Consider the following 25,345-nt stretch of genomic DNA (forward strand, 5'->3'; position numbering starts at 1 on the left):
ATCCCTCGTTACCTGAGCGGCATCAACTGGTGCATGACACCGATGAAGTAATCCAGATAGGTGCCCATCATCGCCGTGAGCACGACGGCGAGCACCAGGAAGCCTGCGAAGATGGAGAGCGGCACACCGACGAAATAGACCTGCATCTGCGGCATCAGCCGCGCCAGCACCCCTAAGCCGATGTTGAAGACGAGGCCAAACACCAGGAACGGCCCCGAGAGTTGCAGCCCTAAGCGAAACGCGGCGGCGAAGGCGCGGGTTGCGAGCGCGGCGACGTCGCCGCTCGACACGGTCTCGCCCGGCGAGAAGATCGTATAGCTGTCGTTCAGCGCCGCGATCACCAGATGATGGCTGTCCGTGGCGAACAGCAGCGTCACGCCCAGCATGGTCAGGAAGTTGCCGACCAGCACGCCCTGCTGCCCCTGCGTCGGATCGACCGAGGTGACGAAGCCGAGCCCCATCTGCTGCGCGATCACGGATCCCGCGACCTGCAGCGCCGACAGCGTCACGCGCGCGGTCGCGCCCAGCACGATGCCGATCGCGATCTCATGCAGCATCAGGACCAGCAACGGCGCCAGCGAGCCCATGTCGACCTGGTAGGCGTTGCGGTGCAGCGGCAGGATGATCATCGTCAGCAGCAGCGCGATCGAGAGCTTGATCCGGGTCGGAATGTTGGTCTCGCCGAGCCCCGGCAACAGCATCACCATCGCGCCGACCCGGGCGAAGACGAGCATGAAGGAAGCGGCGAGCGCCGGCAGCAGCGAGACGTCGATGCGCATAATTGCCGCATCTTGCCTCAGCCGCCGATGATTCGCGACGAGATCCGCAGCATGTGGGAGTGCAGCGCGTCGGCCATGAACGGCAGCGCCAGCAGCATCGTGGCAAAGATGGCGAGGATCTTCGGCACGTAGATCAGCGTCTGTTCCTGGATCTGCGTCAGCGCCTGGAACAGCGACACGATGACGCCGACCACGAGGCCCACCACCATCAGGGGTGAGGACACGATCACGATCGTCCAGATCGCATCGCGCGCAACGTCGAGGGTCTCGGGTCCGGTCATTTGGGAATTCTCACTGTAAGTATTTCCGTCATTCCGGGGCTCGCGAAGCGAGAACCCGGAATCTCGAGATTCCGGGCTCGGTGCTTCGCACCGCCCCGGAATGACCGGTGCAAATCAGATCGGCATCTTCATGATGTCTTCATAGGCCGCGATCATGCGGTCGCGGACCGAGACCAGGGTGGACACCGCGACGTCGGTGTCGGCGACCGCGGTCACCACGTCCATCACATTGGCCTTGCCGGAGGCCATCGCGACCGTCTGCGCATCGGACTTGCGGCCGGACTCCATGACGCTGCCGACGGCGTCCTTCAGCAGCGAGGCAAAGGACTGCCCGCCGGCCTCGGTGCCCTTACCGGCACCGGCACCGGCGCCGGTGTTGTCCAGCACGCGGGCGAGGTTGGCATATGCATTGGCGGCGACTGACGGTGATGCCATGGCTCAATTGTCCTGTTCAGCTCTTGAGGATGTCGAGCGTGCGCTGGATCATCCGGCGCGTCGCACTGATGATGTTGAGGTTGGCCTCGTAGGACCGCTGCGCATCGCGCATGTCGGTCATCTCGACCACCGAGTTCACGTTGGGATATTTGACGTTGCCGCTGGCGTCCGCGACCGGATTGTTCGGCTCGTATTTGACGCGGAAGTTCGACTGGTCGGGCTTGATCTTGCCGAGGGTGACGACCTGCGCGTCGAGCGAGCGGTCGAGCGCGGAGGAGAAGGTCGGAACCTTGCGCCGGTAGGGATCGCCGCCTGACGTCTGCGCGGTCGAATCCGCGTTGGCGATGTTTTCCGAGATCACCCGCATGCGGCCGGCTTGCGCCCGCAGACCGGAGGTCGCGATTGCCATCGAACGGGCAAAGTCGCTGCTGTCATTGGCCATGATGCGCCTCCCCTAGCCGTTCTGTTCCGTCGATCATGCGGCTAGCCCTTGCCGATCGCGGTCTTGAGCAGATGCAGGCTCTTCGAATAGAGCGAGGTCGCCGCCGCGTAGTCCATCTGGTTGCTGGCGGCCTTCATCATCTCCTCTTCGAGATTGACGGCGTTGCCCGCGGGGCGGGTTTCGAAGCCCGCGTTCTTGTTCTGGTCGAATCCGGACGCCGCGCCCGACGGGGTCATGTGAGAGCCGCTGGTGCGCATCATCGCCAGGGGTCCCATCGAGCCGGTGACGGCCCCGGACTTGTCGAGTTTCGGCTCGACCAGGTCGCGCGGCCGGAATTTGGGCGTGTCGGAATTGGAGACGTTCTCGGACAGGACGCGCTGGCGTTCCTGGTGCCACTGCATCTTGGTGCGAAGCGCCGACAGTACCGGGAGGTCGTTGATGGACATCGTCGCGGCTCCTTCCGCCTCTCACGGACCCCTGAGGTCCGCAGCTAGGCAGAATTTGCCGTGTGTATGGTTAACAGCTGGTTAAGAGGATCCCCGACACCTGTCCCCGTGCGGGACAGTCATCTACGCCCCCGTGATTCTACGTCTCCAAAAGTGGCATTAACCCAACCGTTTGGCGGCGCCGGCACGGGCCAAGAAGTCGTTTTGGATCGAGCGATTCATGGGTTATTAAGAGTTGGGGACGGCAAAACTTGCCGTGGGACGTTAAGAAATCGCAGTTTGGGGCATCGTAGGCCCGTGGTTGGCGCATCCGACCATGGGCACGACAGAAGCGCCATTTGTCGGGGACAAGTATGCAAGGCAGCCCTATCACCTTCATCGTCGCGTTCATCGTCGTCCTGGCGTTGATCGGCGTCGCTGCTTGGCTGGTTCGCCGATTCGCCACCAGCCGGCTCGGCGCCAACACCCAGCGTGGCAGGATGCCCCGCCTTGCCGTGATCGATGCCGCCGCGGTCGACGGAAGGCGCCGCCTGGTGCTGGTCCGGCGTGACAATGTCGAGCACCTCCTGATGATCGGCGGCCCCACCGACATCGTCGTCGAGCCCAACATCGTTCGCGCCGCGCATGGCCGCGATCAGCTGCCGCAGCGTCCCAACGCCGCCGAGCCGCCGCGCCTTGCCCCGATGCCCGATGCCGGCGGCTGGGCCGACGAAGCGCCGCGGCCCGAGCTGCTCGATCATCCCGAGCCGCAAATGCCGGAGCCGCCGCCGCGGCCCGCACGCCCGTCCTTCGCCGACGAACTGCGCCGGCCCGCTCCCGCGCTGGCCGAACGCCGCAGCGAACCGCCGATGGGCGGCTTTCCGCCCGAACCGATGGCGCCCCGTCCCGAGCGCGAACCACGCCCCGAGCCGCTGCCGCCGCGCGTCCCGCGCAGCGAGCCGCCGCTGATGCCGCGTCCGCCGCGTCAGAGCGAGCCGGCCAAGATGCCGCCACCGCGCGCCGAGCGCGCCGCCGCACCGCCGCCTCCTCCGCCCGTGCCGCAGGCGCCGCCCGTTCCGCCGCCGGCGCCCGCTCCCGCGAGCCCTTCGAGCGCCGAGCAGAACCTCGCCGAAATGGCGCAGCGGTTGGAGGCTGCGCTACGCCGACCCGCCGGCGAAACGGTGGCCCCTCCCGTCGCGCCGGAGCCGCCGGCCGCGCCGCCCCCGCGGGCGGCTCGCAGCGAGCCGGCCGGGCCCCCGGCTCCGCCACCGAAGCCGGCCGCGGAAAAGACCAGCTTTGAAAACCTCGAAGACGAGATGGCATCGCTGCTCGGCCGTCCGAAGCCGTCTTCGTGAGGCTGCCGTCCCTCCCGCGTAGAGTTGTTTTCCTTTCTGTCCTGATCGCCGCGGCTTCGCTCGCGGGCCCTGCGCATGCGCAGGACATCAGCATCAATCTCGGCGGCGGCGGTGCTGGCGGTGGCGGCGTCACCGAGCGCGCGATCCAGCTCATCGCGCTGCTCACCGTGCTGTCGATCGCTCCGTCGATCCTTATCATGATGACGTCGTTCACGCGCATCGTGGTCGTGCTGTCGCTACTGCGCACCGCGATGGGCACGGCGACCGCGCCACCGAACTCGGTGATCATCGCGCTCGCGATGTTCCTCACCTTCTTCGTGATGGGCCCGGTGCTGCAGAAATCCTACGACGACGGCATCCGGCCGCTCGTCGCCAACCAGATCGGCGTCGAGGACGCGCTGCAGCGCGCCTCCGTCCCGCTGCGCGGCTTCATGCAGAAGAACGTGCGCGAGAAGGACCTCAGGCTGTTCCTGGATCTCTCCGGCGAGGCGGCGCCGGCCACCCCCGACGACCTCGCCCTTCGCATCCTCGTCCCCGCCTTCATGATCTCCGAGCTGAAGCGCGCCTTCGAGATCGGCTTCCTGTTGTTCCTGCCCTTCCTGATCATCGACCTCGTCGTCGCCTCCGTGCTGATGTCGATGGGCATGATGATGCTGCCGCCAGCGACGATCTCGCTGCCGTTCAAGCTGATCTTCTTCGTGCTGGTCGACGGCTGGTCGCTGGTGGCGGGGAGCCTGGTGCAGAGTTACGGGGGATGAGAGGGACACCGCCCCTTCAACAAGGAAAGCCGGCTCCGTCCCGCATCGACAACGGAGTTGCACTCCCTCTCCCGCTTGCGGGAGAGGTGCCCCCAGCCAGCAGTGATTGGTTTCAACCTGAAGCCGTCGGTGTTACCGCGTCATCTTGATCTGCCGCACCACCGGGATCGTGGGCAGCGAGCCGGTGTGCTCCGCTTCGTCCTTGGCGTGGGGGGCGGCCGGTGCGCGGGCGGTGGCGTCGGGGAAACGCTGCTTCATCTCGCGCAGGAATCCGTCGAGCGTGTCGACGCTGGCGGCCAGCTTGGCGATCTCGGCGAATTCGGCGCTGGAGGCGGCGGCCGGCTTGCTGGCGATGTCGAAGGCGAGACGATCGGCGCTCTCGCTCATCAGCGGCGCGTATTTCTCGCGGAAGCGCGACAGGCCGATCGAGTCGTCGGCGAGCGCATAGCCGACGGCGGCGCGGATGATGTCGCTCTTCTCCACCGCGTTGAGCGGCTTGAAGTCGCGGAAGCGCTCGCCGTAATAGAGTTCGATCTGCTCGGCGGACTCGCGCCAGCGCCGTGCCGCCCAGAAGATGTCGGAGCGCAGGCGGAGCACTTCGCGCCCGGAGACGTTGGAGACGATGTCGAGCGCGAGATCGTGACGGCCGACGTCGCTCTGCGCGCGCGCCTCCAGCAGCAGGCGCTGCTGCCTGAGCTCGCCGGAGAGATCGCTGATGCGGCTGGCGCGCAGCGCGGTGATCGCCATGTCGGGCTTGCGGTTGGCGAGATAGATCATGGAAAGGCGCGCGGCGACCTGGGCACGCGCGGCGCCTTCGAGGCGATGGTCGACCTGGTACTGCAGGAGCTCGGCAGCCTGATCGAGCAGATCGATCGAGGCGAGACGGTCGGCGAGCCGGCGGATCAGTTCGTCGCCGCGACGGCCGATCGGCGTCAGCTCGCGGAACTCGTAGAACATCCCGAGCGCTTCGACCGGCGGCAGCTCGTCACCCTTCGGTCCCAGGAAGATTTGCGTGAACAGCTCGGAGGCGAGGTCCTGCGCCTGACGGGAGGCTTCCGCGTTCGGCTGCAGCCGCGTCGCGGTGCGCGCCGCGGTGAGCGCGTCGCGGTAGCGACCGCTGTCGGCATACATGCGCGACAGCATCTGCAGCGTCCTGACCTCGATCGTATCGCCGCGCCAGGTCATGGACAGGGTCTCGAGCTCGCGTAGCGCGTCTTCCTTGCCGATCTCGTCGCGCTTCTGTCGCAGCGCGACTTCGAGCTGCTTGGCTTCGGCGGCCGCCGGCCGGTCGGCCGAGGCGGCAGCGAACTTGTAATCGTCGAGCGCGTCCTTGTCGTGGCCGAGCGCCTCGGCGAGCCGGCCGCGCAGCACGGCGAAGCCGGGCGCAGCCTCGGGCGAGACGCCGACCACTTCGAGCTCGCTGCGGCGCTTGGAAGCGCCGGCATAGTCCTTCACCTCGAGCGACGCGCGCATCGCATCCATCGTCACGATGCGCTGGATGTCGAGCGGCAGCGAGGCGATGGCGAATTCGACGTTCTTGAACTTCTCGCGCGCATCCGCCCATTTGCCCTGACGCGCAAAGGCGAGCGCCTTCCAGAGCTGGGAATCGTGGCTGTTGCCGATCACGGGGTTGGCGAGGTCCTTCAGGCCCTGCGTCGGGCGGCCGATCAGGATGTTGGCGATCGCATGCATGATCAGCGCGCCGCTCTCCTCCTTGTTGAGGGGATCGGTCAGCATGACGTCGGTGACGGCCTTGGCCTCGTGATACATCGCACGCGACATGTAGAACTGCGCGAGGTCGAGCCGCGGCAGCGAGCGCAGCGCCGGCTCGACGGCCGAGATCGCCGTCAACAGCTCGCTCTGGCGCGCCATGAAGTTTTCCGACTGGCCCTTGCGCCAGCCTTCGGGACTGAAGACGGGGCGGACCGCGGTCGGCGCGCGCTCGGCCGAGATGTCGACCGGCGAGAGCGTCAATCCGCCCTTCTTGCCGAGGATCACCTTGTCGGAGCCGACCTCGACGCCGACCTCGTCGGAGTTCGGCCGGATCGCGATGCCATGCGCGGATTCCAGCAGCGAGAGATCGACGAGGTCCTGCCGCTTGATGAAGCCGCGCACCGGCCGCTGCGCGGTGACGACATAGAGCGTGTCGCCGGCGTCGGGATCGGTGAGCTTGTGCAATTGGCCGGGATTGGCGAAGGGGATAGCGATGTTGGCGAGCGCGGGGTCGGTGATGTTGCGCGACATCATCAGCGGCAGCGGCGTCGCCGAGATCTTGTCGGCGAGCGTCAGAAGCCAGTTGGTCTCCTTGCCGACCTCCTCGCTCGCCAGCGAATAGACCAGCGGACGGGTGAGACGGATGCGCACCGCCTGCCCCTTGTCGAGCGGGATGCGGCCGACCTCACCGATCATCGCGCCGCCCCTGGCGCGGATCGCCTCGACATCGATGGGCTTCGGCGTATCGAACACCAGCCACACCGTGTCGCCGCGGCGGAACGCGGCCGCGGGCGTTGCGACAGGAATCGGGAACGTCACGCGCAAGCCGTCGCTGTCGCGGCGCGCATCGACGCTGGCGATGCTCGGCTGCGGCGCGGCCGGCGCAGCCTTTGCGGTTTCCTTGGCACTTTCCTTGACCGGCTCCTTCGCGGCCTCTTTCGGCGCTTCGGCAGGCGCGGGCTTGGCCGGCGGGGCCGCAGCTTCAGCGACGGGAGCCGCGGGCTTCGGGGCTTCCTTCAAAGCGTCCTTGGGCGCTTCCGGAGCATGCGCCGCCTCAACCGCGGGCGCCGGCTTCGGTGCTTCAGCGGCCGGCATCGCGGCGGGCGCTTCCGCCTTGACCTCGGGTTTGACGTCAATCCTGGCTTCGCGCGCGATCATCTCGGAGGTCGGCGGCGCGATCTCGCGATGGGCCTCCTTCGGCTTCTCGGCCGCGGGCTTCTCGGGCGCCGGCTGGGGCCCGTGACCGGCGGGCTTCATCTGCGCGATCGCCGCCTCGGGCGTCGCGGCCATCTTGCCCTTGTCGGGCTGGAAAGACACGTCGACGACGTAGTTCTTCTCGTCGCGGAACGAATGCACGTCGGAATCGCCGATCAGCGCGATCTCGACATTGGTCTGGTCGATGTCGGCCTTCTGCTTGATCGAGGCAACGTTGGGCGGCGCCGCGACGACCGCGTCCGCCAGGTCGAAATTGAGGTTGGCGTTGAAAGCGAGCGTGAGCTTCTGCTCGTTGAGCACGGAGGACACGCCGACACCGTCGGGCATCTCGAACACGAAGCGCACGAAAGTCGGCTGCACCGAGGCGCGCACGCGGATCGGCGGACGCTTCTTGGACTCGGCCGCGGCGCGCTGGGCGCGCAGCGCGCGCTCGGCGACGCGTGCGCGCTCGGCAAGCTCCTTGACGACGTCCATCGGCAGGCTCGGCGGAGGCCCCTTCCACCCCTCGGGCAAAAGGTCGATGAAAGTGCGCTCGCCGGCGTTCATGGTGTTGACGGTGACGCGCCGCGCCAGCGACAGGCGGATGGCGCTGCCGTCGGGATCGCGGCGCGCGGAATTGATGTAGTCAGGCGCGCCTGCCGGCACGCGATCGACGGGAACGTCGACGGGCCGGTCGAACCGGATGACGAGGATGGAGCCCGCGGTCGTCACCTCGGAGGGAACGTCCTCGCCGAGCTTGATGACGAGACGGGCAAAGCCGCCGCCGGCCGAAAAACTCGCCTCGCCCCTGACCGGATCAGTCGCCCGGGCAGGCGTACCAAGGCTGATCAGCAGGCAGACCGCCAGCATGGCCGCGCTTCGGACATGACGCGACAGGCCCGGCGCGAAAGCGCGGGCTCGCGACACAAATCCAGCGGCAGCCTCTCGCCCCATTGGCGGCATGTCTTCCGTTTCGATGGTCCAGCACGGCACTGATGCCGGCCCCTGCCGTCGACTGTAGGTCTCGCCAATTAAGGACTTGTTAATGCTATATCTTGATTTGCTCTGGAGGCAGCACGCCGTGCCGCATCGAGCGTCGACGGGTCCGCCGTATTTGAATTTGAGACGCCGATGGTTAAGGATTTGTTAACGCCTGCACAACGGTCCTGCCGGGGTTGGCCACCCCCTCACGGCATCCCATAGCGGACAAAGGCTTCGTCGATCCGAGCGTCGATCTTCTTGGCCGCCGACATATCGCTTTGGCCACCATCTGCGTCGCCGAGTTTGAAGCGGGCAAGCCCTCGGCCGTACAGCGCGCTAGCAAGCTTGGGCGCGAACCGCAGCGCTGAGTTGTAATCATCTATCGCCGCGGAGAATTGCCCCAATTTCAGATTTATAAGAGCTCGCGAGTCGTATGCTGCCGCGTTGTTCGTTTCCGATCGAAGCACAATATCGCAGTCTTCCAGCGCAGCCTGCAAAGCGCCAAGGACGGCTCGGGTCCAACAGCGGCCGCTCCGCGCCGCCTCCAGCTTCGGATCAAGGCGAATTGCCTCGTCATAGTCCTGCGCGGCACGGTCGTACGCGTTCGCCTTCAGGTACGCCGCCGCGCGGTTGGCGTAGGCAGCGCCATAGTTCGGGTTGAGCTTGAGCGCCTCCTCAAAAGCGCTGATCGCTAAATCGTTCGCGCCCGTTTTCAGATAGGCCACCCCGAGGTTGTTGAAGGCTTTCGCATAGTTCGGGTCAAGCCTGGTCGCTTCGAGGAAATCCTTGATCGCGCGTTCGTAGTCGGCTTTAGCGCTATAGGCATTCCCCCTGTTGTTGTAGGCGACAACGAAGCCGTTCAGCGCCCCCTCGCCCGCTTCGATGAACGCCGTGCAGCCATCGATCCGAGCTTCGGGTGAGACATGGTCTGAGCCGTTACACAGTTCAACCGTCTTGAGGGAGCTGCCCTTCTGCTTCTGCGCCCAGCCCGACGAACTGGACAGGACAAGCATAAGAGCGAGCATCACGGCCTGGATGAAACTGGCTCTTGCGGTCATTTCCACACCACGTGTCGAGTCCGACAGTGAATGAAGCGTCACTGCTCATTCTCCCCGGCCGGCGCTGCAGCGCTCGGCGGCTTCGGACCAAGCGAGTTTCTCAGCAGCCCCGACAGATGTTGAGCCTTCGATTGCTGCTTCGATCGGGCTCCGGCGCCGCGGATGTCGGCGGCTTCTTCAGGAGCTTGCTCTTGCCCTCTTCGATCAAGGTAGAGAATCTGACCGACCCATCATCCAAAATCTCGATGTGCGGCGTCGTGCCCCGGATCCCGAGCGTGGCGACGGGGGTATCGACCTTCATGTCGCCTGTCTCTGCGACGCTGCCTGCGACAAAAGTGAACGTCCCCTTGGCGAGATTGAATAGGCTCGCATTGGACTTGCCGGCCGGCTCATACACATAATGATCCAATACCATACGGGCGTTGCTCGATAGATTGAACGAGCTGCCGTCGGTAAAGTTGATGGCGACCCGGCCATCGACCCCCGTCTGCACCACATCACCAAGATAGACGGGATCACCCGTATTGGCCCGGATGGGGTCACCCGAGACATTCGCCTGAACGATCACTGCGCCCGCATGTTCGATCGTGACCGAGCCGGTGGCAACCACCACCTTCCCAATCGGTTTCGATGACGAGGTAGCGACGGCGGGCTTGGCGGAATCGATTTGCGCTCGAGCCGCACCCGGTAAGAAGCAGGCAAGCGCCACAACGAGGACGGTCGCCAGAGCGGCTATCGCAGGTCTGCACATGATCCCCCCTTTCTGAGAAGATCTTGCCGCTAATCCGCGGTCTATCCTGACCCGCGCGACGCAGCCGCAATAACTATAATATTGTTTAATTTTATTAACTGGACTACCTTATCTCCGGCGCTGCGCAAGCACCATCAATTAAATCCATCTCGTTTGTCAATTTAATCACATTGGCGGGAGGGGCACGGCGGGGAATGGGCGGTGAGCTTCGCTGTCCCCGGCGCAATGCGTCTCCCTCTTAGACTTGATTTTTTTCGGCGGGCAAGCCTTCGGGGCTGCCGGCGCCAAGAACTTTTTTGCCTTGGCGAGGACCCGAGCAAGGCAGCACGCCGAGCCTGAAACGATCACCCAGGCGAGGTCGAGCCATGTTAGTTGCATCCGGCATCCAGGTTGATAACGGGGCCGCCATGGCCCTGCCCGCCGAACTCATCGGCCATATTCCGAAAGTGATCGGTCGCTGCACGCTGACGCGAGCGAGCGGCATCGCCACACAGGCAGCGGCTGGTGCGCCTATCTACCGGGGCGACGTGCTGGAGACCGATGCCGACGGACAGATCACAATTCGCTTCATCGACGGTACTTTCTTCAACCTCGGCTGCGGCACTCGCGTTGAGCTGAGCGAGTTCGTCTTCGACGTCGAAGGCATGCCACTCGCAGCCCTGTTCGACGTGACCCGAGGGACCTTCAGTTTCGTACCAGGCCGGCTGGCACAAGCCGGGGCGCTCCAGCTCAATACCCCCATTGCAGGCATTCGCGCCCGGGGGCACGCGGGCGGTTTCGGGATGCTGACGCTTGCAGCATTGACTTTCTCGGCCGCGCAAGACGCCGAGGCGGCGGATCCGGATGTCACATTCCTGGATGACGATTCCATCACCTACAAGGACCTTGCGCACGGTGCATTCGAGCTCGTGACCAAGGAGCGGATCCCGCGGCACATCATCGTCGAAGATCCCGGCGAGACGATCGTCATCAAGAAGGTGGGATCAACCATCAGCGTCAACCAGGTCACGAACACGTCCGCTCGCATGGACGAATTGCGCGCCGCTCAGCAGGACGTACTCGCCAATCTCTCCGACGGGCAAGGTCCACACGGATCGAGCACACCACCCTTTGTCAAATCCCTGTCCCTGCAGCCGATCAATTTCATTCCGTCCGATGCGCCCACGCCGCAGAACCTGCTGGCCCCAGTGACACCCTTCGCTATTCCCGTTTTCGACCCTGTGCCGCCGACGCTCAGCACCGGAGCGGGGCCAACCGAGCTCGATACGGTGGTGTTTGATACATTCACTCCGACGAGCGGAGTTTTCGCCGCCAGCAGCACCAGCAGCGGCGCCAAGCTGACCTTTGGTGTCATAGGGGCGGCCGCCGGCGAGATGATCCTCAACGGAGTGACATACGATCTGTCAAAGCCAAGTCCGTACGGGACGCTCTACGTCAACAGTGTGAGCGGTGCCTACACGTTCGTGCCTGACAGCGCCGCGATCAATGCGTTGAAGGCACCCTCGACAGACGATTTCGTCATCACGGTTTCCGACGGCCTCAATTCTGCGAGCAAGACGTTCACGATCATCATCAACGGTGTCAACGACGCTGCAATCATCTCTGGCAATACGACCGGTTCGACCATTGAGGCTGGCGGCATAGACAATGGAGCGCCCGGCACGCCGATTGCGACCGGCACCCTTTCCGATACCGACGTCGACGATCCGCCCAATACGTTCACGGCGGTGAGTTCGCCAACCACCAGCACCGGTGGCTATGGCACCTTCACGATGACAGCGTCCGGCTTGTGGACCTACACTTTGGACAACGCCAATCCTGCAGTGCAGCGACTCAATGTCGGCGACACGCTCACCGACAACTTTACGGTGACCACGAGCGGAGGCACCGCCCAAGTGGTGACGATCACGATCCACGGAGTCAGTGACGCCGCGATCATCTCCGGCGCAACGACCGGCGCAGTGATCGAGGCTGGCGGCCTCGCCAATGCAAACCCCGGCACGCCCACCGCGACCGGCATCCTCACCGATACCGACGTCGACACGACCGCAAATGCTTTCACGGCGGTCTCCTCGCCAACGGCGAGCGCCGCCGGCTATGGCACCTTCACCATGACGGCAGCCGGCGTGTGGACCTATGAGCTCGACAATATCAACGCTGCGGTGCAGGCGCTCAACACCGGCGAGACATTGACCGATACGTTCACAGTGACCACCCTGGACGGAACTGCCCAGGTCGTGACGGTCACCATCCATGGCACCAACGATGCTGCCATCGTTTCAGGCACCACGACCGGCTCGGTGACTGAGGCAGGCGGCATCGCCAATGCGACACCCGGCAGCCCGAGCGCAACGGGCACGCTCTCTGCCGCCGACGTCGACAATGCGCCTAACACCTTCACCGCGGTGAGTTCGCCGAGGGCAAGCAAGAATGGGTATGGCACCTTTACGTTAACCGCCGCCGGCGTGTGGATCTACACGCTCGACAACGCCAGCGGCGCGGTGCAGGCGCTCAATGTCGGCGGTACGCTCACCGACAGTTTCACTGTCACAACCCTCGACGGCACGCCGCAGGTGGTGACGATCACCATTCAGGGCAGCAACGACGCGGCCCTCATTTCTGGCACCACGACCGGCTCGGTGATCGAGGCAGGAACTTTCTCACCTGGCGCTCCCATCGCGACGGGCACGCTCACCGATACAGACGTCGACAACCAGCCGAACACGTTCACCGCAGTCTCTTCGACAGCAAGTGACGGCGGATACGGCACCTTCACGATGACCGCGGCCGGCGTATGGACTTACACCCTAGATAACAACAACAGCGTGGTTCAGGCGCTCGACGTCGGCGACACGTTGACCGACACGTTCACAGTAACCGCCATCGATGGTACGACGCAGACGGTGACCGTCGCCATTCATGGCGCCAGCGATGCAGACCCCAACGATTTTGATAACCTGGCCACGGGATCTGCAGTGATCTCCGATCCTCCGAACGTGTATGGAACACCGGGGAGCGAAACCATCGCCGGCGGCGGCGATCGAGGTCAGATCATCTACGCGGGAGCGAGCAGCGATACCGTCAACGGCACCGGCAAAGCCGACGTTCTCTATGGCGGCTCTGGCGATGACACCATCAAGGGCAACGATGGGGATGACGTGATCTATGGCGGCTCGGGCAGCGATACAATCAACGGCAACAACGGCAACGACGTCATAACCGGTGGTTTTGGTGCGGATCAACTCACCGGCAGCAATGGCAACGACCGCTTCGCTTATTTGTTCGTAGCCGATTCCAACGCAAACCAGTACGACACCATCACCGACTTCGCCTCGGGGGCTGACAAGATCGACCTGACTGCCTTTGGCGCGCTTGGGTTTGTCATATTGGCCTTGAGCTCAACCAGCACCGTCGTGCCGGCACATACGATCGCCTGGCTCTACGACAGCGCGGCCAATCAAACGATCGTGTACGTCAATCCGACGGATCAGACCCTGCATGTCGGCGATTCCGGTCTGCTCGAAATTCATTTGCAGGGGGTTGCAACCATCGACGCGTCGGACTTCATCACGGCGCCGGCGGCGGCACCGGTGATGGCGGTAGCCGGCGATCTGCTCGACCTAACCGCAACCGCGCAGAATGACGCGACCGCCGTGATGACGACCACTTCCGAAGTCTCGTCCGATGTCGGCGGCGGCGACGGCACGCTTCTCGCTGCGGGGAGTTCGGCAATCCAACCAACCGAGCCGGCCTCAAGCCTCGATTCGAGCTGGGACCAGATCGCAGCGAGAGAATATTCCAGCTTGCCCGGTTCAGACGAGGTGCAAACGCTCGTGATCGAAACGCCCCGCAGCGACGCGGCACCTGCCCCAGCCGGTGCGCTGGCGGTGATCATGCAGCACATGGTCACACACACGGAGACCAGCTTTGTCTTCGACAACCTGACCGGTTTCGACGCCGCCTCAATGGCTGGCAAAAGCGGCACGATTGCCGCGAGTGGCCAGGTGCCCGACATTCCGATCGCCATGCTGAATTTTGCCCATGACGCTGCCGAACACCACGCTGGAGGCAGGTTTGCGCCGGGGAGCGATGCTGACGACGGCACCTTGCCACCGGGACGCGCCGCCAAGGCGGCTCATGCCCATGATCAAACCGGCGATGAAACGGCAGACACGACGCTCAACCCAAGCCTCCTGAAGTCAGCGACCGGCGGCGTCAACCATTTGCCGACCGGCGAGGCGGAACAGCACAACCCGTCCCAGGGAGCGTCTGGATCCCACCCTGCCGGTCCGCAGCAGCTCGGCGACTCATTCGAGTTTAAAGGTGACGCTTCGCCTGGCTCACTGCACAGCGCAGTGTTGGCTCGTCTCTCGGACATCGTCGGTCAGCACGAGCAGGATGAGGGATTCCATGCGTCCGAGCTGGCGTCCATGCCTGAAACTTCCGGTGTTGAGTCGCCTCACGGCGCAGGAACAGTTCACGCCCATGTGTTGCACGATCTGATCGTATGACGCTCAGGCCGGTTGCGTTTTCAGTGTTGCTTGTCGGCGCCTTCTGGCGCCGAGGAGTTCTGTACGCCGAGGGAAGATCCATCATCGTTACCGTCGTCAACTTCTGGCGGCGCTACATTCTGATGGCTAAGGGCGGACGTCCACGCTGATGTCATCGCCGCTATGAGCAGCCGGTTGACGGCCTCAATGACGCGCTCCGCTGCGGACGAGTAGTTCATGGCCTCCTCCTGCGCTGCCGATTGCGAACGGCCGAAGCGTAGGACCGCGGCTTGAGCGCAACTGTACGGCACTTCACACCTGCGCGCGTCAACTCATCGCGGTCCCAGAGGGTGCCGCCTGGATCGACTGCATCCGCCGCGGGAGTTCGATCGAGTTGCTGGGCGCGCGCTCTCACAACCTTCGGCACGTTGCGGTTCGCGCGCGACTCTGAATCAGATGTGACCTCGGCGATGCGAATCGCATTGGTTAGCTTTTGGGGGGTAATCAATGAACGGAGAAGCCGGTTGCATTGTGTGTAGCAGGGCAAGAGCGGTCGTAGCGATGGTTCCGATCGCCAGCGGATACTCCCTGAAAACATTTGAGTGCTCCTGTTGCCATAGCACCCTGCAGCTCGTCACTCGCGTCACAGAGGCGCCGCTGATCAAGCAGCAGCTAGATACTCTTCCTCGGGTGGAGAAGCAGTTGCGCCCGCCTGTTCGCAGGGTGCAACAGGTCTTCGCGAATTAGGCACGCAAGGCTCTCGTTGGGCTCCAGTCGAACGACCACGCTGCAACGCGTCCGGTCGCGCCAGCTCCGTTCGCCCTGCGCCCTCAATTCGGCTTTTGCGTCGGCTTGCCCTCGATCTTGGGCAACTCGGCGGCCGAGGCGGACTGATCGCCGCCGCCATTGGCGCGGCGGGCCATCTCGACCGTCAGCTTCTCCGCCGCTTCCGGCGACATCAGTCCCATGATGTCCGACATCTTCCGCGGCGCGATGGCCGAGGCGATCTCGATCAGCACACCCATCTCGAGGCGGTCGAACACCCGCGCGGCGTCCTTGGGCTTCATGCCCTCGTACATGGTGACGAGACCCTTCATGCGCTGGGCTTCGGCGGCCTTCTGCTCGGCCTGCGTCGCGGAGATGCGGGTTTCCACCGCCTTCATCTCCTCGACCTTGCCTTCGATGCGCTTCTCGGCCGATTTGAGCAGGCTTTCGCGGATGTCGATCTCGCGCTGACGGGCCTCGATCTCCTGGCGGCGCGCCTGCAACCGCTCGAGGATCGCGCGCTCGGAGGCCGAGACCTGCGGCTGGCCCTCCTCGACCTTGACCACGGTGCCTTCCGGCTTGGTCTCGGGCGCGGCGGGCTTCGGTGCCTCCTTCGGCGCGCCATGGGTCGAGCCGGTGATGATCTCGGGTTCCTCGCGGCCGGTCGGGAAGTTCAGGTTCTCCTGGGCCCAGGACTTCTTGGTCTGGTTTGGCTTGTAGTCGAAGACATAGCCGCCATTGATCACGAGGCCCGCGACCTTCAGCGTGGCGAGGCCAGCGACGGCAACCAGGACGACCGGAATGACGCGGATGTTACGAAAGGATTTCATATCCTGGCTTCATGCGGCAAGGCCGTTGGATCGCCGGCGCTCGGAGAAGGCTTCGGCGGCCGCCGCCACCGCCTTCGCCGTCGATGGCTTGGCTGCGGGCGCGACGACCGTTTCGGGCCCGGCGACGGGGCGCGCGGCGATCGCGATCTTGGACAGCCGCCGCACCACGTTGTCGGCTTCGCCGAGCTGCTTGTGGAGCTGGTCCGACATCTGCGTCGCCGCGGCGAGCTGGCTGCCGAGGTTCTCGTTGACGTCGCGCACGGCGAGCTTCAGCCCGCCGATCGCGCGCTCGGCGATCTCTGTCGCCGTGATCAACTCGCCGATCACCGCCTTCAGCGAATGCTCGTCCGCCTTCAGCCGCGTCAGCCGCTTGTTGAGCATGACGCAATAGACGATCGTCAGCATCAGCAGGATAGCCACCAGCGTCTCGATCGCCATTCCCAGGGAGTGGTTCATGGGGCCTCCATCATCTTGTTCTGCTCGTCCACCTTCTCGAACATCGCAAGTGTCGTACTTGGCTTGCGCAAGGGTTTCGTCACGCGGATCGCGACGCGGTCGCCGACCCGGCCCATCCGCCCCTCGGTCAGCGTGACGTCGCCGCAGCGCACGGTGACGTTGGCATCCGCACGCATGTCCAGCGGCAGGGTGTCGCCGACCTTGAGCCGCATCAGCTGCTTGAGCGGGATGTCGGCCTCGTAGAGCACGGCATCGACGGCGATCTCGGCCTGCACGATCTCGGTGGCGAAATGGCCTTCCCAGACCGGGTCGCGGCCGAATTTTTCGCCCATGAACATCTGGAGCAGGACGCCCCGGATCGGCTCGATGGTCGCGTAAGGCAGCAGCAGTTCGATGTTGCCGCCGCGGTCTTCCATGTCGATGCGCAGGCGCACCAGGATCGCGGCATTGGCGGGACGGCTGATCGCGGCGAAACGCGGGTTGGTCTCGAGCCGGTCGATCGTGAAGGTCACCGGCGACAGCGGCCGGAACGCCTGCTCGGCGTCGGCCAGCACCACCTCGACCAGCCGCTTGACCAGCTCGGTCTCGATCGTGGTGTAGGGCCGGCCCTCGATGCGGAGCTGGCTGGTGCCGCGGCGGCCGCCGAGCAGCACGTCGATCATCGAATAGATCAGGTTGGAATCGACCGTCGCCATGCCGAAGTTTTCCCACTCCTCGGCCTTAAAGACGGTGAGGACGGCGGGCAGCGGGATCGAGTTCATGTAGTCGCCGAAGCGCACCGAGGTGATGCGGTCGAGCGAGACTTCGACGTTGTCGGAGGTGAAATTGCGCAAGGACGTCGTCATCAACCGCACCAGGCGGTCGAAGACGATTTCGAGCATCGGCAGACGCTCGTAGGAGACCATCGCCGAATCGATGATGGCGCGAATGCCGGAATGGTCGTCGAGCGTGACGTCGCCGACGGTGAAGCCGAGGAGATTGTCGATCTCCTCCTGCGACAGCACCCTCTCGCCGGAGTTCTTGCCGCTGCCGAGGTCGCGGCTGCCGTCCTCGACCATGGCCGCCCATTGCAGGGCCATGGTCTCCGACAATTCGTTTTCGGCGGCAGCCTTTGCGGCCTCCGCGGGATCCTCGGAATCGAGCGACGCCTCCCATTGGGCGGCAATCGCATCCTGGTCCATTTGCTCGTTGCCGGCCATGACGCTAGCCCATTGCCTCCCGCAGCGCCATCACTGGACCACGACTTCCTTGAACAGCACCGCGCTGACCTGGATCGGGGCGACCGCCGCGTTGACGCGCTTGGTCAGCTCCTCCTTGAGGCGGAAGATGCCGGCGGATCCGTTGAGGTCGGAGGGGCGCAGCTCGCGCACATAGGTCTGGAAGATGTCGGTGACGCGCGGCATCGTCGGCTTGATCGCCTCGATCTGCTTCTCTTCCTTCAGCTCCAGCACGATCTTCAGCCGCAGATATTGCACGCGCTCGCCCGGCGCACCGGCGAGGTTGACCATCATGTCGGGGACGTCGACGAAGGCCGGCGGCTTCGGCGGCGGCGCGGCCTCGGCATGATGCTCGTCGTCGCCGTGGCGGAAGAAGAAGAACCATGTCGCAGCACCGCCGCCGAGGATTGCGAGCAGGCCGACGGCCATGATGATGAGCTTCAGCTTGTTCTTGGGCGGAGCGGCTTCCGCGCCTTCGGCGGCTGCGCCGCCTTCTGCTTCATTCTCTGCCATGGTCGCCGCGCCCGGATCTCTGAAAGGGGTCGAAAGAGCGAAGCCTCAAGACAGTGACGCGATACAAATGCCCCGGCGCAATGCGCTCCTCTTCATGGCAAACGCTACGGTAATAATGGTTAACGGAATCTTTCAATTGGGCTTCCGCTAGGAAAAATCTGCCGGGCATACATGGCTAACAGAACCTTTCTGCCGCCCTCCCGCGCCCCTCCAAAATCTGCAAGATATTGAAATCACACAATTTTCCGAGTTGGCACGGCTTTCGCTGAGAGAGCGCCGAGACCCCAAGGTTTGGGAGAACCTGAAGGTCTCGATCACGGGGTCGGCCAAGGCGCTTGGGAGAGCGAAATGGCAGGCCTCACTCAGGGGAGATTTCCGATGCAGAACGCGCTTCTGATCGGCCTGTCACGGCAGATGACGTTGGAACGGCAGATGGATGTCATCGCCAACAACGTCGCCAATGCCAACACCAACGGCTTCAAGGCCGATCATTCGCTGTTCGAGGAGTTTCTCAACTCGAACGCGCGCGAGGACAATTTCATCGGCGCCGACCGCCGCGTCTCCTATGTGCAGGACCGCGGCACCTTCCGCGACGTCGGCCCGGGGCCGATGGAGATGACCAAGAACCCGCTCGATATGGCGATCAGCGGCGACGCCTATTTCGCCGTGCAGGTCAATGGCGGCGAGCGCTACACCCGCGACGGCAAGTTCTCGCTCAACTCGACCGGCCAGCTCGTGACCTCCGACGGCAACCTCGTGCTCGGCACCGGCGGCCCGATCACCTTCCAGCCGACCGACCACGACATCAACATCGCCCCCGACGGCACCATCACGGTGCTCGAGGGCACGGCGAAGACCGACTCGATCCGCGGCAAGATCAAGATGGTGTCGTTCGACAATCCGGCCAAGCTGACCAAGCTCGGCGCCAATCTCTATGACACCGGCTCCGCGACCGTGCAGCCCGCCACCAAGTCCACCGTGGAGCAGGGTTACATCGAGAAGTCGAACGTGAATTCGGTCGGCGAGATGACCCGCATGGTCGAAGTCATGCGCAGCTACACCGCCATCGCCAATCTGCTGCAGCAGCAGAGCGACCTCCACAAATCGGCGATCGAAAAGCTCGCCGACGTTCCGGCCTGATTGAGGGAGAACTGAGATGCAGGCACTTCACACCGCAGCGACCGGAATGGCGGCACAGGAACTCAACGTTCAGGTGATCTCCAACAACATCGCCAACCTGCGCACCACCGGCTTCAAGAAGCAGACCGCGGCGTTCCAGGACCTGATCTACGAGCACGTGCGCCGCGTCGGCGCGCAGGCCTCGGACCAGGGCACCATCCTGCCCGTCGGCGTCGACATCGGCGGCGGCGTCAAGACCGTCGGCACGCCGCGCAGCATGACGCAGGGCACGCTGTCGCAGACCGGCAACGATCTCGACCTCGCGATCTCGGGCGAAGGCTTCTTCAAGATCCTGATGCCCGACGGCAGCTACCAGTACACCCGCGACGGCACCTTCCAGATGGACAATCAGGGCCGCGTCGTCACTGCCCAGGGCAACCCGGTGCAGCCGACGATCACGATCCCGCAAAACGCCTCGGGCCTCACGGTCAACGTGCAGGGCCAGGTTTCGGTGACGCTGCCGGGCTCGTCGACCTCCACCATCCAGGGCCAGCTCGGCCTGACCCGCTTCATCAACAAGGCGGGCCTGCAGCCGGTCGGCAACAATCAGTTCGTCGAGACGCCCTCCTCCGGCCCGCCCCAGGACGGCACGGCGAGCGCGGAAGGCTACGGCAACATCACGCAAGGCAGCCTCGAGCAGGCCAATGTCGACGTCGTGTCGGAGATGAGCGACCTGATCGCCGCCCAGCGCGCCTACGAGATGAACGCCAAGGTGATCAGCGCCGCCGACCAGATGATGCAATCGACCACGGCGCTGTTCCGCTGAGGCCAAGTCTGAAGCAATGACACTGAAGCAATGACGATGATCCGCGCCACACTCGCCACGATCTCCACCCTGCTCGCGCTGGCCTTGCCGGCAGCCGCCGCGGACGATTTCATCGTTTCGCCGACACTGCGCGCAAGCGTCACCGTGACCTCGGACGTGGTGCGGGTCGGCGATCTCATCGACAATGCCGGATCGGCCGCCCTGATCCCGGTCTACCGCTCGCCCGATCTCGGCACCACCGGCGCGCTGCCGGTCGCGCACGTCCTCAGCGTGCTCCGTGCCAAGCAGGTGATCGGCGTGATGACCGGCGACATCAAGGAGGTCCAGGTCACCCGCCTCGCCCGCACGCTCGCGAGCAAGGATATCGAGAACGCGGTCGCTTCGGCACTCGAGCGCCGCTTCGGCCTCGGGGACGCCGCCAACATCACCGTCACGTTCGACCGCGGCGGTGCCGAAATGCGGCTGGATGCCTCCAACAGCGGCGCGCTGCAGCCGGTCGCGACCCGCTACGACGCGCGCAGCGGCCGCTTCGACATCGCCTTCGAGATCGCCAACGACACCAATGCGAGCCCGACCAAGCTGCGCTTCTCCGGCACCGCGATCGAAACGGTGGAAGTGGCCGTGCTGACGCGCGACATCGACCGTACCGACACGCTGAAGGCCTCCGACGTCGCGCTGGAGCGCCGGCCGAAGGCCGAGGTCACCGGCGAGCCGGCCTCGCGCGATCGCAGCGTCGGCATGCAGCTGCGCCGGGCGATGCGGGCGGGCACGCCGCTTCGTGCCGCCGACGTCGTCAAGCCCGATTTCGTGGTGCGCGACCAGGCCGTGACCGTCATCTTCCAGGCGCCGGGCCTCTACCTCACCACGCGCGGCAAGGCGATCGAGAGCGGCGCCGAGGGCGACACCGTCAGCGTCCTCAATCTGCAATCCAAGCGCACCCTGACCGGGGTCGTCACCGGCCGCGGCCAGGTGACGATCCAGGGCGCGAGCCAATCCGCGCCGATGGCGCCCGCGGTCGAGCAGACCTCCTCGCTCAAGCGCGATGAAGCGCCGGCCCCCGTCGACACCGCAGCACTCCTGCGGAACCTGGTGCAGGCCCCCGCCTCGCCCGCCCAGATCGCAGAAGCCCAGATCCCGCAAGCTCGCGTCTCGCAAGCTCAAGCAAAGTAAGAGTTCGTCATGTCCTCGTTCAGTTCGGCTTACCGTCTTCGTCGCATCGCGATCTCTGCCCTGCTGCTGACCTCCTGCGCGCTGGGCGGCTGCTCGTCGATCGACCGCCTGTCGCAGATCGGCGAGCAGCCGAAACTGTCGGCGATCGACAATCCGACGACGCAGCCCGGCTACAAGCCGGTGCAGATGCCGATGCCGAAGCCGGAAGTCGCCTCCTACAATCCGAACTCGCTGTGGCGCAACGGCAGCCGCGCCTTCTTCAAGGACCAGCGCGCCCGCCAGGTCGGCGACCTCCTGACCGTGACCGTCAACATCACGGACAAAGCCAACATCGCCAACGAGACCCAGCGCAGCCGCACCAATTCGGAAGATTCCGGCATCACCGACTTCATCGGCGCCAAGACGCTCGGCGCGCAGGCGCAAAAAGTGCTGCCCGGTCGCATCCTCACGGCGGACTCCTCCGCCTCCAGCGACGGCAAGGGCTCGGTCAACCGTACGGAAGCCTTGCAGACCAACGTCGCCGCGGTCGTCACCCAGGTGCTGCCGAACGGCAACCTCGTGGTCGAGGGCAAGCAGGAGATCCGCGTCAACTACGAGATCCGCGAGCTCGTGGTCGCCGGCATCGTCCGCCCCGAGGACATCCAGAGCGACAACACCATCGATTCCACCAAGATCGCGCAGGCCCGCATCGCCTACGGCGGCCGCGGCCAGATCATGGACGTGCAGCAGCCGCGCTACGGCCAGCAAGTCATGGACGTGCTGCTGCCCTTCTAAATTCTCCCGAGCTCCCACATCGTGTTCGCGAACCTAGGCGCGAGCGACGATGTACAACGCGGCCCTCGCTAGCTCCCCTGGCGAGGGCCGCATGTATTTTGAGCGGTGGTCATCGCGCAGTCGCAGGTCCGGCCCGTATATCGACGCGGCTGCGCCAACTCCGCAATGACGCCGAAGCAACTTCTGCCCCTCAGGTAAACTCCGCCTCCACCACGCCGAGCCCGTCCAGCTCCATCCGCACCTTGTCGCCGGCCTTCAGCCACAGCGTCTTGACCAGGCTGCCGGTGAGCACGAGTTGCCCCGCGTGCAGTCCCTTGCCCTCGGCGGCGAGATGGTTGGCGAGCCAGGCGAGCGCGTTGTGCGGATGGCCGAGCACGTCGGCGCCGGTGCCTTGGCTGACCTCCTCGCCGTTGACGATGGCGCGGCCCTTGACCGCCTTCAGGTCCGGCACGGACGAGCGCGGAACCGACGGGCCCAGCACGCAGCCGGCGGCGAAGAAATCGTCGGCGATCAGGGTCGGGGCGCCCATGGTCTCCCACTTCACATAGCGGTCGTCGACGATCTCGATGGCGGGCTGGTAACTTTCAACGGCCTCGCCGACCCATTCGGCCGTGAACGGCGCCTCGCCGGCGGCAAGGTTGCGCTTCAGCCGGACCGCGATCTCGCATTCGACGCCGACCCGGACATAGTTCGAGGCGGCGAGCTTGGCCCCGCTGTCATGCACGCCCTTCTGGAACACGCCGCCGCCGCAGGGGTGGGGGATGCCGATATAGTCCTGCATCACCTGGCTGGTGCAGCCGATCTTGTAGCCGACCAGCGGCCCGGCATGCGCCAGCAGCAGATCATGCAGCGCGCGCTGGACCTGATAGCCCTCGGCTTCATCCATCGGCGGACGTTCCAGCGCCGCAAGCGGCGCATGGTTGCGGCGCGCCAGCGCGATCGCCTTCGCGGCTTCGAGAATCTTGTCCATCGGCGCCGCCTCCCACGCTACGCAATTGTGGGCGACACTTCAGCATTCCAACCCGGGCCTGACAAGCGCCGCTCGGCGCTCGGCCGGGTCGATTACGGGGGGAGCCCGCCGCTTAAGGAAAAATTGAGTCGGTCCGGTCTTTATGGAGCCACGCGCCAGAGGCCCATGCGCCCGCGCGGCACGAGAACCCTGATTGCAGCGATGCATGAAGCCGCTGCGCCGCCGTCTCAAGATGCCGGTCGATCTCCTTGATGCGACTCGCAAAACGTCCCGCACCTGAAGTGAAAGCTTTTTCTCATGCGAACTCACGTGAGCACGGAGGATTTGACTCTAGCCCATTGATCGCGATTCATTTTTCGCGATCAAACCAACCGTCGTCACACGACAGGGGCGTTGTGGCACAAGCGTGCGCCACAACGCCGAGAGCGTCCCTCAATTGCGTCCGAGTGCGATGCGGATGGCGACCTCGACCGGCGAGTAGTCGCCCTCGCTTCGCTCCAGCCGGTATGGCTCGGCGAGATGCAGCGGCGGCTGCGCCAGGAAGCGCGGTCGCGTTCCCTGATGCTTCTGCGCGGCATGAACCAGGAAGGGATGGCAGAGATAGACCGTGCCGGCCGCACCGGTCGCAAGGACAACCGGACAATCGGCCCCCATCTGCTCAAGCATCATGTGCGCTCGCCCCGCATCGCCGGCCGGTGCCAGATAGCGCGCCATCGGCATATGCGAGCCGACCCGGATCCGCGTCGGCGCATCGTCGTCACCGATGTCGGAGAACAGGAACAGCAGCAGCAACGCCCGCCCGCGCGAGGTGACGTTGACGCGCCAGGCCATGTGATCCTGCGCTTCGTTTGGGTTGTCATCCTCGCCGGGAAAGCTGAGATCGACGTGCCAGCCGGCATCGCCGGGGTCGTCGGGATGCGGGAAGCGCACCGGAAAGGTGCCAATGTCGCGCCGCGGCCGCCATCGCCCCTGCCCGACGATCTGGTCGAAGGCTGCATGGAGCAATGCGGTGTTGATGGCATCGCGGAACGGCGGGTCGCCATAATAGGGCAGCCGCACCACGGGCCGGGTCCAGCTCGCGGGGTCGTGCTCGCTGCACGGCAGATCGCGCCACATGATGACGCGGGCCGCCTCGGCGAGCTCACGGGGGAAAGCATTGTCGATCCGGACAAAGCCGTCGCGGATGAATTGGGCAATTTGCGCGTCGTCCAACGCGCGGGGAACGGCGGTCATGATGATCTCTCGATGCCTCGCCCAGCCCTCATGGTCCGCTCGCTGCGGAACCGGCTGGGTCGATCGGTGGGAATCCGCAAGCCGGGCTCGCGGGACGCAATGCCTCCGCGGCGGAGGCGCCTGCGCTCAACCCAGGAAGAAGACCGATGCGATGTTGAGAGTGCAAATCATCATGGCGGCGCGAATCTACGCGCCGGAGAGGCGGCGTTCAAGCGGCAGGCAAACGCCGAACGCGGCGCGAAACAGCGCACCTTACGCCACAAAAACAAAAGAGCCGCATCGCTACGGCTCCGTCTCTATTCGTCGCGATAGACCTTCTCGCGTTTCTCGTGGCGCTCCTGCGCTTCCACCGAGAGCGTCGCGATGGGCCGGGCCTCGAGCCGCTTCAACGAGATCGGCTCGCCGGTGTCCTCGCAATAGCCATAGGTGTTGTCCTCGATGCGCTGGAGCGCGGCGTCGATCTTGGCGATCAACTTGCGCTGGCGGTCGCGGGCGCGGAGTTCGATGGCGCGGTCGGTTTCGGACGATGCCCGATCGGCAAGATCGGGGTGGTTCACGTTCTCCTCCTGCAGAGCCTGCAGGGTGAGCTTGGACTCTTTGAGGATCTCATCCTTCCAGGCAAGGAGCTTCAAACGGAAGTACTCCTTCTGCCGGTCGTTCATGAAAGGCTCTTTTTCGGTCGGTCGGTAGTTTTTCAACTTTTCCAAGGGCGGCCTATCTGTCTAAGCAACGACTCGCAACGGAAACAGGGTCCGTTGAGCGGGGCGTTATATAGCGGCCTCCTGTGACAGACAATCTTTCCCTGAGGGC

Annotated in this window: 23 protein-coding genes; 7 read left to right on the plus strand and 16 right to left on the minus strand. The window is 64.7% G+C overall.

Translation table 11 applies throughout. From position 1 onward, the window contains the following. Nucleotides 1–8 precede the first annotated feature (8 nt). From fliR to flgB, 5 genes are all read right to left on the minus strand, one after another. Nucleotides 9–779, minus strand: coding sequence for a flagellar biosynthetic protein FliR (fliR, locus tag ML401_RS23310; protein WP_194403223.1), 771 nt, complete (start codon nucleotides 777–779; stop codon nucleotides 9–11). Between the two features lie 17 nt (nucleotides 780–796). Next, nucleotides 797–1,060: a flagellar biosynthesis protein FliQ gene (fliQ, locus tag ML401_RS23315; protein ID WP_015684971.1), complete on the minus strand. Its 264-nt coding sequence runs from the start codon at nucleotides 1,058–1,060 to the stop codon at nucleotides 797–799. 114 nt (nucleotides 1,061–1,174) lie between these two features. Continuing rightward, a complete protein-coding gene (gene fliE / locus ML401_RS23320; RefSeq protein ID WP_194403224.1) occupies nucleotides 1,175–1,495 on the minus strand; it encodes a flagellar hook-basal body complex protein FliE in 321 nt (106 codons plus the stop codon). Nucleotides 1,496–1,511: 16 nt separating this feature from the next. Then, nucleotides 1,512–1,937, minus strand: a complete 426-nt coding sequence (gene flgC / locus ML401_RS23325) for a flagellar basal body rod protein FlgC (RefSeq protein WP_194403225.1) — start codon at nucleotides 1,935–1,937, stop codon at nucleotides 1,512–1,514. 41 nt (nucleotides 1,938–1,978) lie between these two features. After that, on the minus strand, nucleotides 1,979–2,383 hold the full coding sequence (flgB, locus tag ML401_RS23330) for a flagellar basal body rod protein FlgB (protein ID WP_194403226.1): 405 nt from the start codon (nucleotides 2,381–2,383) through the stop codon (nucleotides 1,979–1,981). A 353-nt stretch (nucleotides 2,384–2,736) separates the two neighbouring features. On the opposite strand from flgB, the gene ML401_RS23335 reads away from it, so the two are divergent. Further along, entirely contained in the window at nucleotides 2,737–3,717 is a 981-nt protein-coding gene (locus tag ML401_RS23335) for a flagellar biosynthetic protein FliO (RefSeq protein WP_285807049.1), read from the plus strand. Further along, nucleotides 3,714–4,475 (plus strand): flagellar type III secretion system pore protein FliP, encoded by a 762-nt coding sequence (gene fliP / locus ML401_RS23340; protein ID WP_211418881.1) that lies wholly within the window; start codon nucleotides 3,714–3,716, stop codon nucleotides 4,473–4,475. Before ML401_RS23335 ends, fliP begins: the two co-directional genes overlap by 4 nt. Before the next feature lie 132 nt (nucleotides 4,476–4,607). Here fliP and ML401_RS23345 read toward each other — a convergent pair whose 3' ends face one another. The 3 genes from ML401_RS23345 to ML401_RS23355 all read right to left on the minus strand — a co-directional run bounded on the left by ML401_RS23345 (nucleotide 4,608) and on the right by ML401_RS23355 (nucleotide 10,172). After that, nucleotides 4,608–8,336, minus strand: coding sequence for a tetratricopeptide repeat protein (locus ML401_RS23345; protein ID WP_285807050.1), 3,729 nt, complete (start codon nucleotides 8,334–8,336; stop codon nucleotides 4,608–4,610). A 233-nt stretch (nucleotides 8,337–8,569) separates the two neighbouring features. Beyond that, a complete protein-coding gene (locus ML401_RS23350; RefSeq protein ID WP_285807051.1) occupies nucleotides 8,570–9,463 on the minus strand; it encodes a tetratricopeptide repeat protein in 894 nt (297 codons plus the stop codon). A gap of 58 nt (nucleotides 9,464–9,521) precedes the next feature. Further along, a complete protein-coding gene (locus tag ML401_RS23355; RefSeq protein ID WP_285807052.1) occupies nucleotides 9,522–10,172 on the minus strand; it encodes a FecR family protein in 651 nt (216 codons plus the stop codon). A gap of 365 nt (nucleotides 10,173–10,537) precedes the next feature. On the opposite strand from ML401_RS23355, the gene ML401_RS23360 reads away from it, so the two are divergent. After that, nucleotides 10,538–14,683 (plus strand): VCBS domain-containing protein, encoded by a 4,146-nt coding sequence (locus ML401_RS23360; protein WP_285807053.1) that lies wholly within the window; start codon nucleotides 10,538–10,540, stop codon nucleotides 14,681–14,683. Between the two features lie 20 nt (nucleotides 14,684–14,703). Here ML401_RS23360 and ML401_RS23365 read toward each other — a convergent pair whose 3' ends face one another. From ML401_RS23365 to fliL, 5 genes are all read right to left on the minus strand, one after another. Continuing rightward, a complete protein-coding gene (locus ML401_RS23365) occupies nucleotides 14,704–14,901 on the minus strand; it encodes a hypothetical protein (protein ID WP_285807054.1) in 198 nt (65 codons plus the stop codon). Between the two features lie 591 nt (nucleotides 14,902–15,492). Next, a complete protein-coding gene (locus ML401_RS23370) occupies nucleotides 15,493–16,257 on the minus strand; it encodes a MotE family protein (protein WP_194403232.1) in 765 nt (254 codons plus the stop codon). 9 nt (nucleotides 16,258–16,266) lie between these two features. Next, nucleotides 16,267–16,713 carry a DUF6468 domain-containing protein gene (locus ML401_RS23375; protein ID WP_194403233.1) on the minus strand — a complete coding sequence of 149 codons (447 nt, stop codon included), beginning with the start codon at nucleotides 16,711–16,713 and terminating at the stop codon, nucleotides 16,267–16,269. Further along, on the minus strand, nucleotides 16,710–17,912 hold the full coding sequence (gene fliM / locus ML401_RS23380) for a flagellar motor switch protein FliM (protein WP_018321852.1): 1,203 nt from the start codon (nucleotides 17,910–17,912) through the stop codon (nucleotides 16,710–16,712). Before fliM ends, ML401_RS23375 begins: the two co-directional genes overlap by 4 nt. 30 nt (nucleotides 17,913–17,942) lie before the next feature. Next, nucleotides 17,943–18,443: a flagellar basal body-associated protein FliL gene (fliL, locus tag ML401_RS23385; RefSeq protein WP_194403234.1), complete on the minus strand. Its 501-nt coding sequence runs from the start codon at nucleotides 18,441–18,443 to the stop codon at nucleotides 17,943–17,945. 378 nt (nucleotides 18,444–18,821) lie between these two features. Here fliL and flgF point away from each other — a divergent pair, with 378 nt between their 5' ends. From flgF to flgH, 4 genes are read left to right on the plus strand one after another with little or no spacing between them, the layout of a single operon-like run. Further along, a complete protein-coding gene (gene flgF, locus ML401_RS23390) occupies nucleotides 18,822–19,583 on the plus strand; it encodes a flagellar basal-body rod protein FlgF (RefSeq protein ID WP_211418876.1) in 762 nt (253 codons plus the stop codon). A gap of 16 nt (nucleotides 19,584–19,599) precedes the next feature. Continuing rightward, nucleotides 19,600–20,388, plus strand: coding sequence for a flagellar basal-body rod protein FlgG (gene flgG / locus ML401_RS23395; protein ID WP_194403236.1), 789 nt, complete (start codon nucleotides 19,600–19,602; stop codon nucleotides 20,386–20,388). Between the two features lie 36 nt (nucleotides 20,389–20,424). Continuing rightward, nucleotides 20,425–21,558, plus strand: a complete 1,134-nt coding sequence (flgA, locus tag ML401_RS23400; protein ID WP_285807056.1) for a flagellar basal body P-ring formation chaperone FlgA — start codon at nucleotides 20,425–20,427, stop codon at nucleotides 21,556–21,558. Between the two features lie 9 nt (nucleotides 21,559–21,567). Continuing rightward, a complete protein-coding gene (gene flgH / locus ML401_RS23405; protein WP_211418874.1) occupies nucleotides 21,568–22,332 on the plus strand; it encodes a flagellar basal body L-ring protein FlgH in 765 nt (254 codons plus the stop codon). A gap of 190 nt (nucleotides 22,333–22,522) precedes the next feature. Here the strand turns inward: flgH and ML401_RS23410 are convergent, their stop codons facing one another. The 3 genes from ML401_RS23410 to dksA form a co-directional block, all read right to left on the minus strand. Beyond that, a complete protein-coding gene (locus ML401_RS23410) occupies nucleotides 22,523–23,302 on the minus strand; it encodes a 2-keto-4-pentenoate hydratase (RefSeq protein ID WP_285807057.1) in 780 nt (259 codons plus the stop codon). Between the two features lie 432 nt (nucleotides 23,303–23,734). Next, entirely contained in the window at nucleotides 23,735–24,535 is an 801-nt protein-coding gene (locus ML401_RS23415) for a phytanoyl-CoA dioxygenase family protein (protein WP_285807058.1), read from the minus strand. A gap of 296 nt (nucleotides 24,536–24,831) precedes the next feature. Continuing rightward, a complete protein-coding gene (gene dksA / locus ML401_RS23420) occupies nucleotides 24,832–25,197 on the minus strand; it encodes an RNA polymerase-binding protein DksA (protein WP_008554760.1) in 366 nt (121 codons plus the stop codon). Nucleotides 25,198–25,345: the final 148 nt, after the last annotated feature.

This window comes from Bradyrhizobium sp. 62B (assembly GCF_030272265.2).
GTDB lineage: Bacteria > Pseudomonadota > Alphaproteobacteria > Rhizobiales > Xanthobacteraceae > Bradyrhizobium.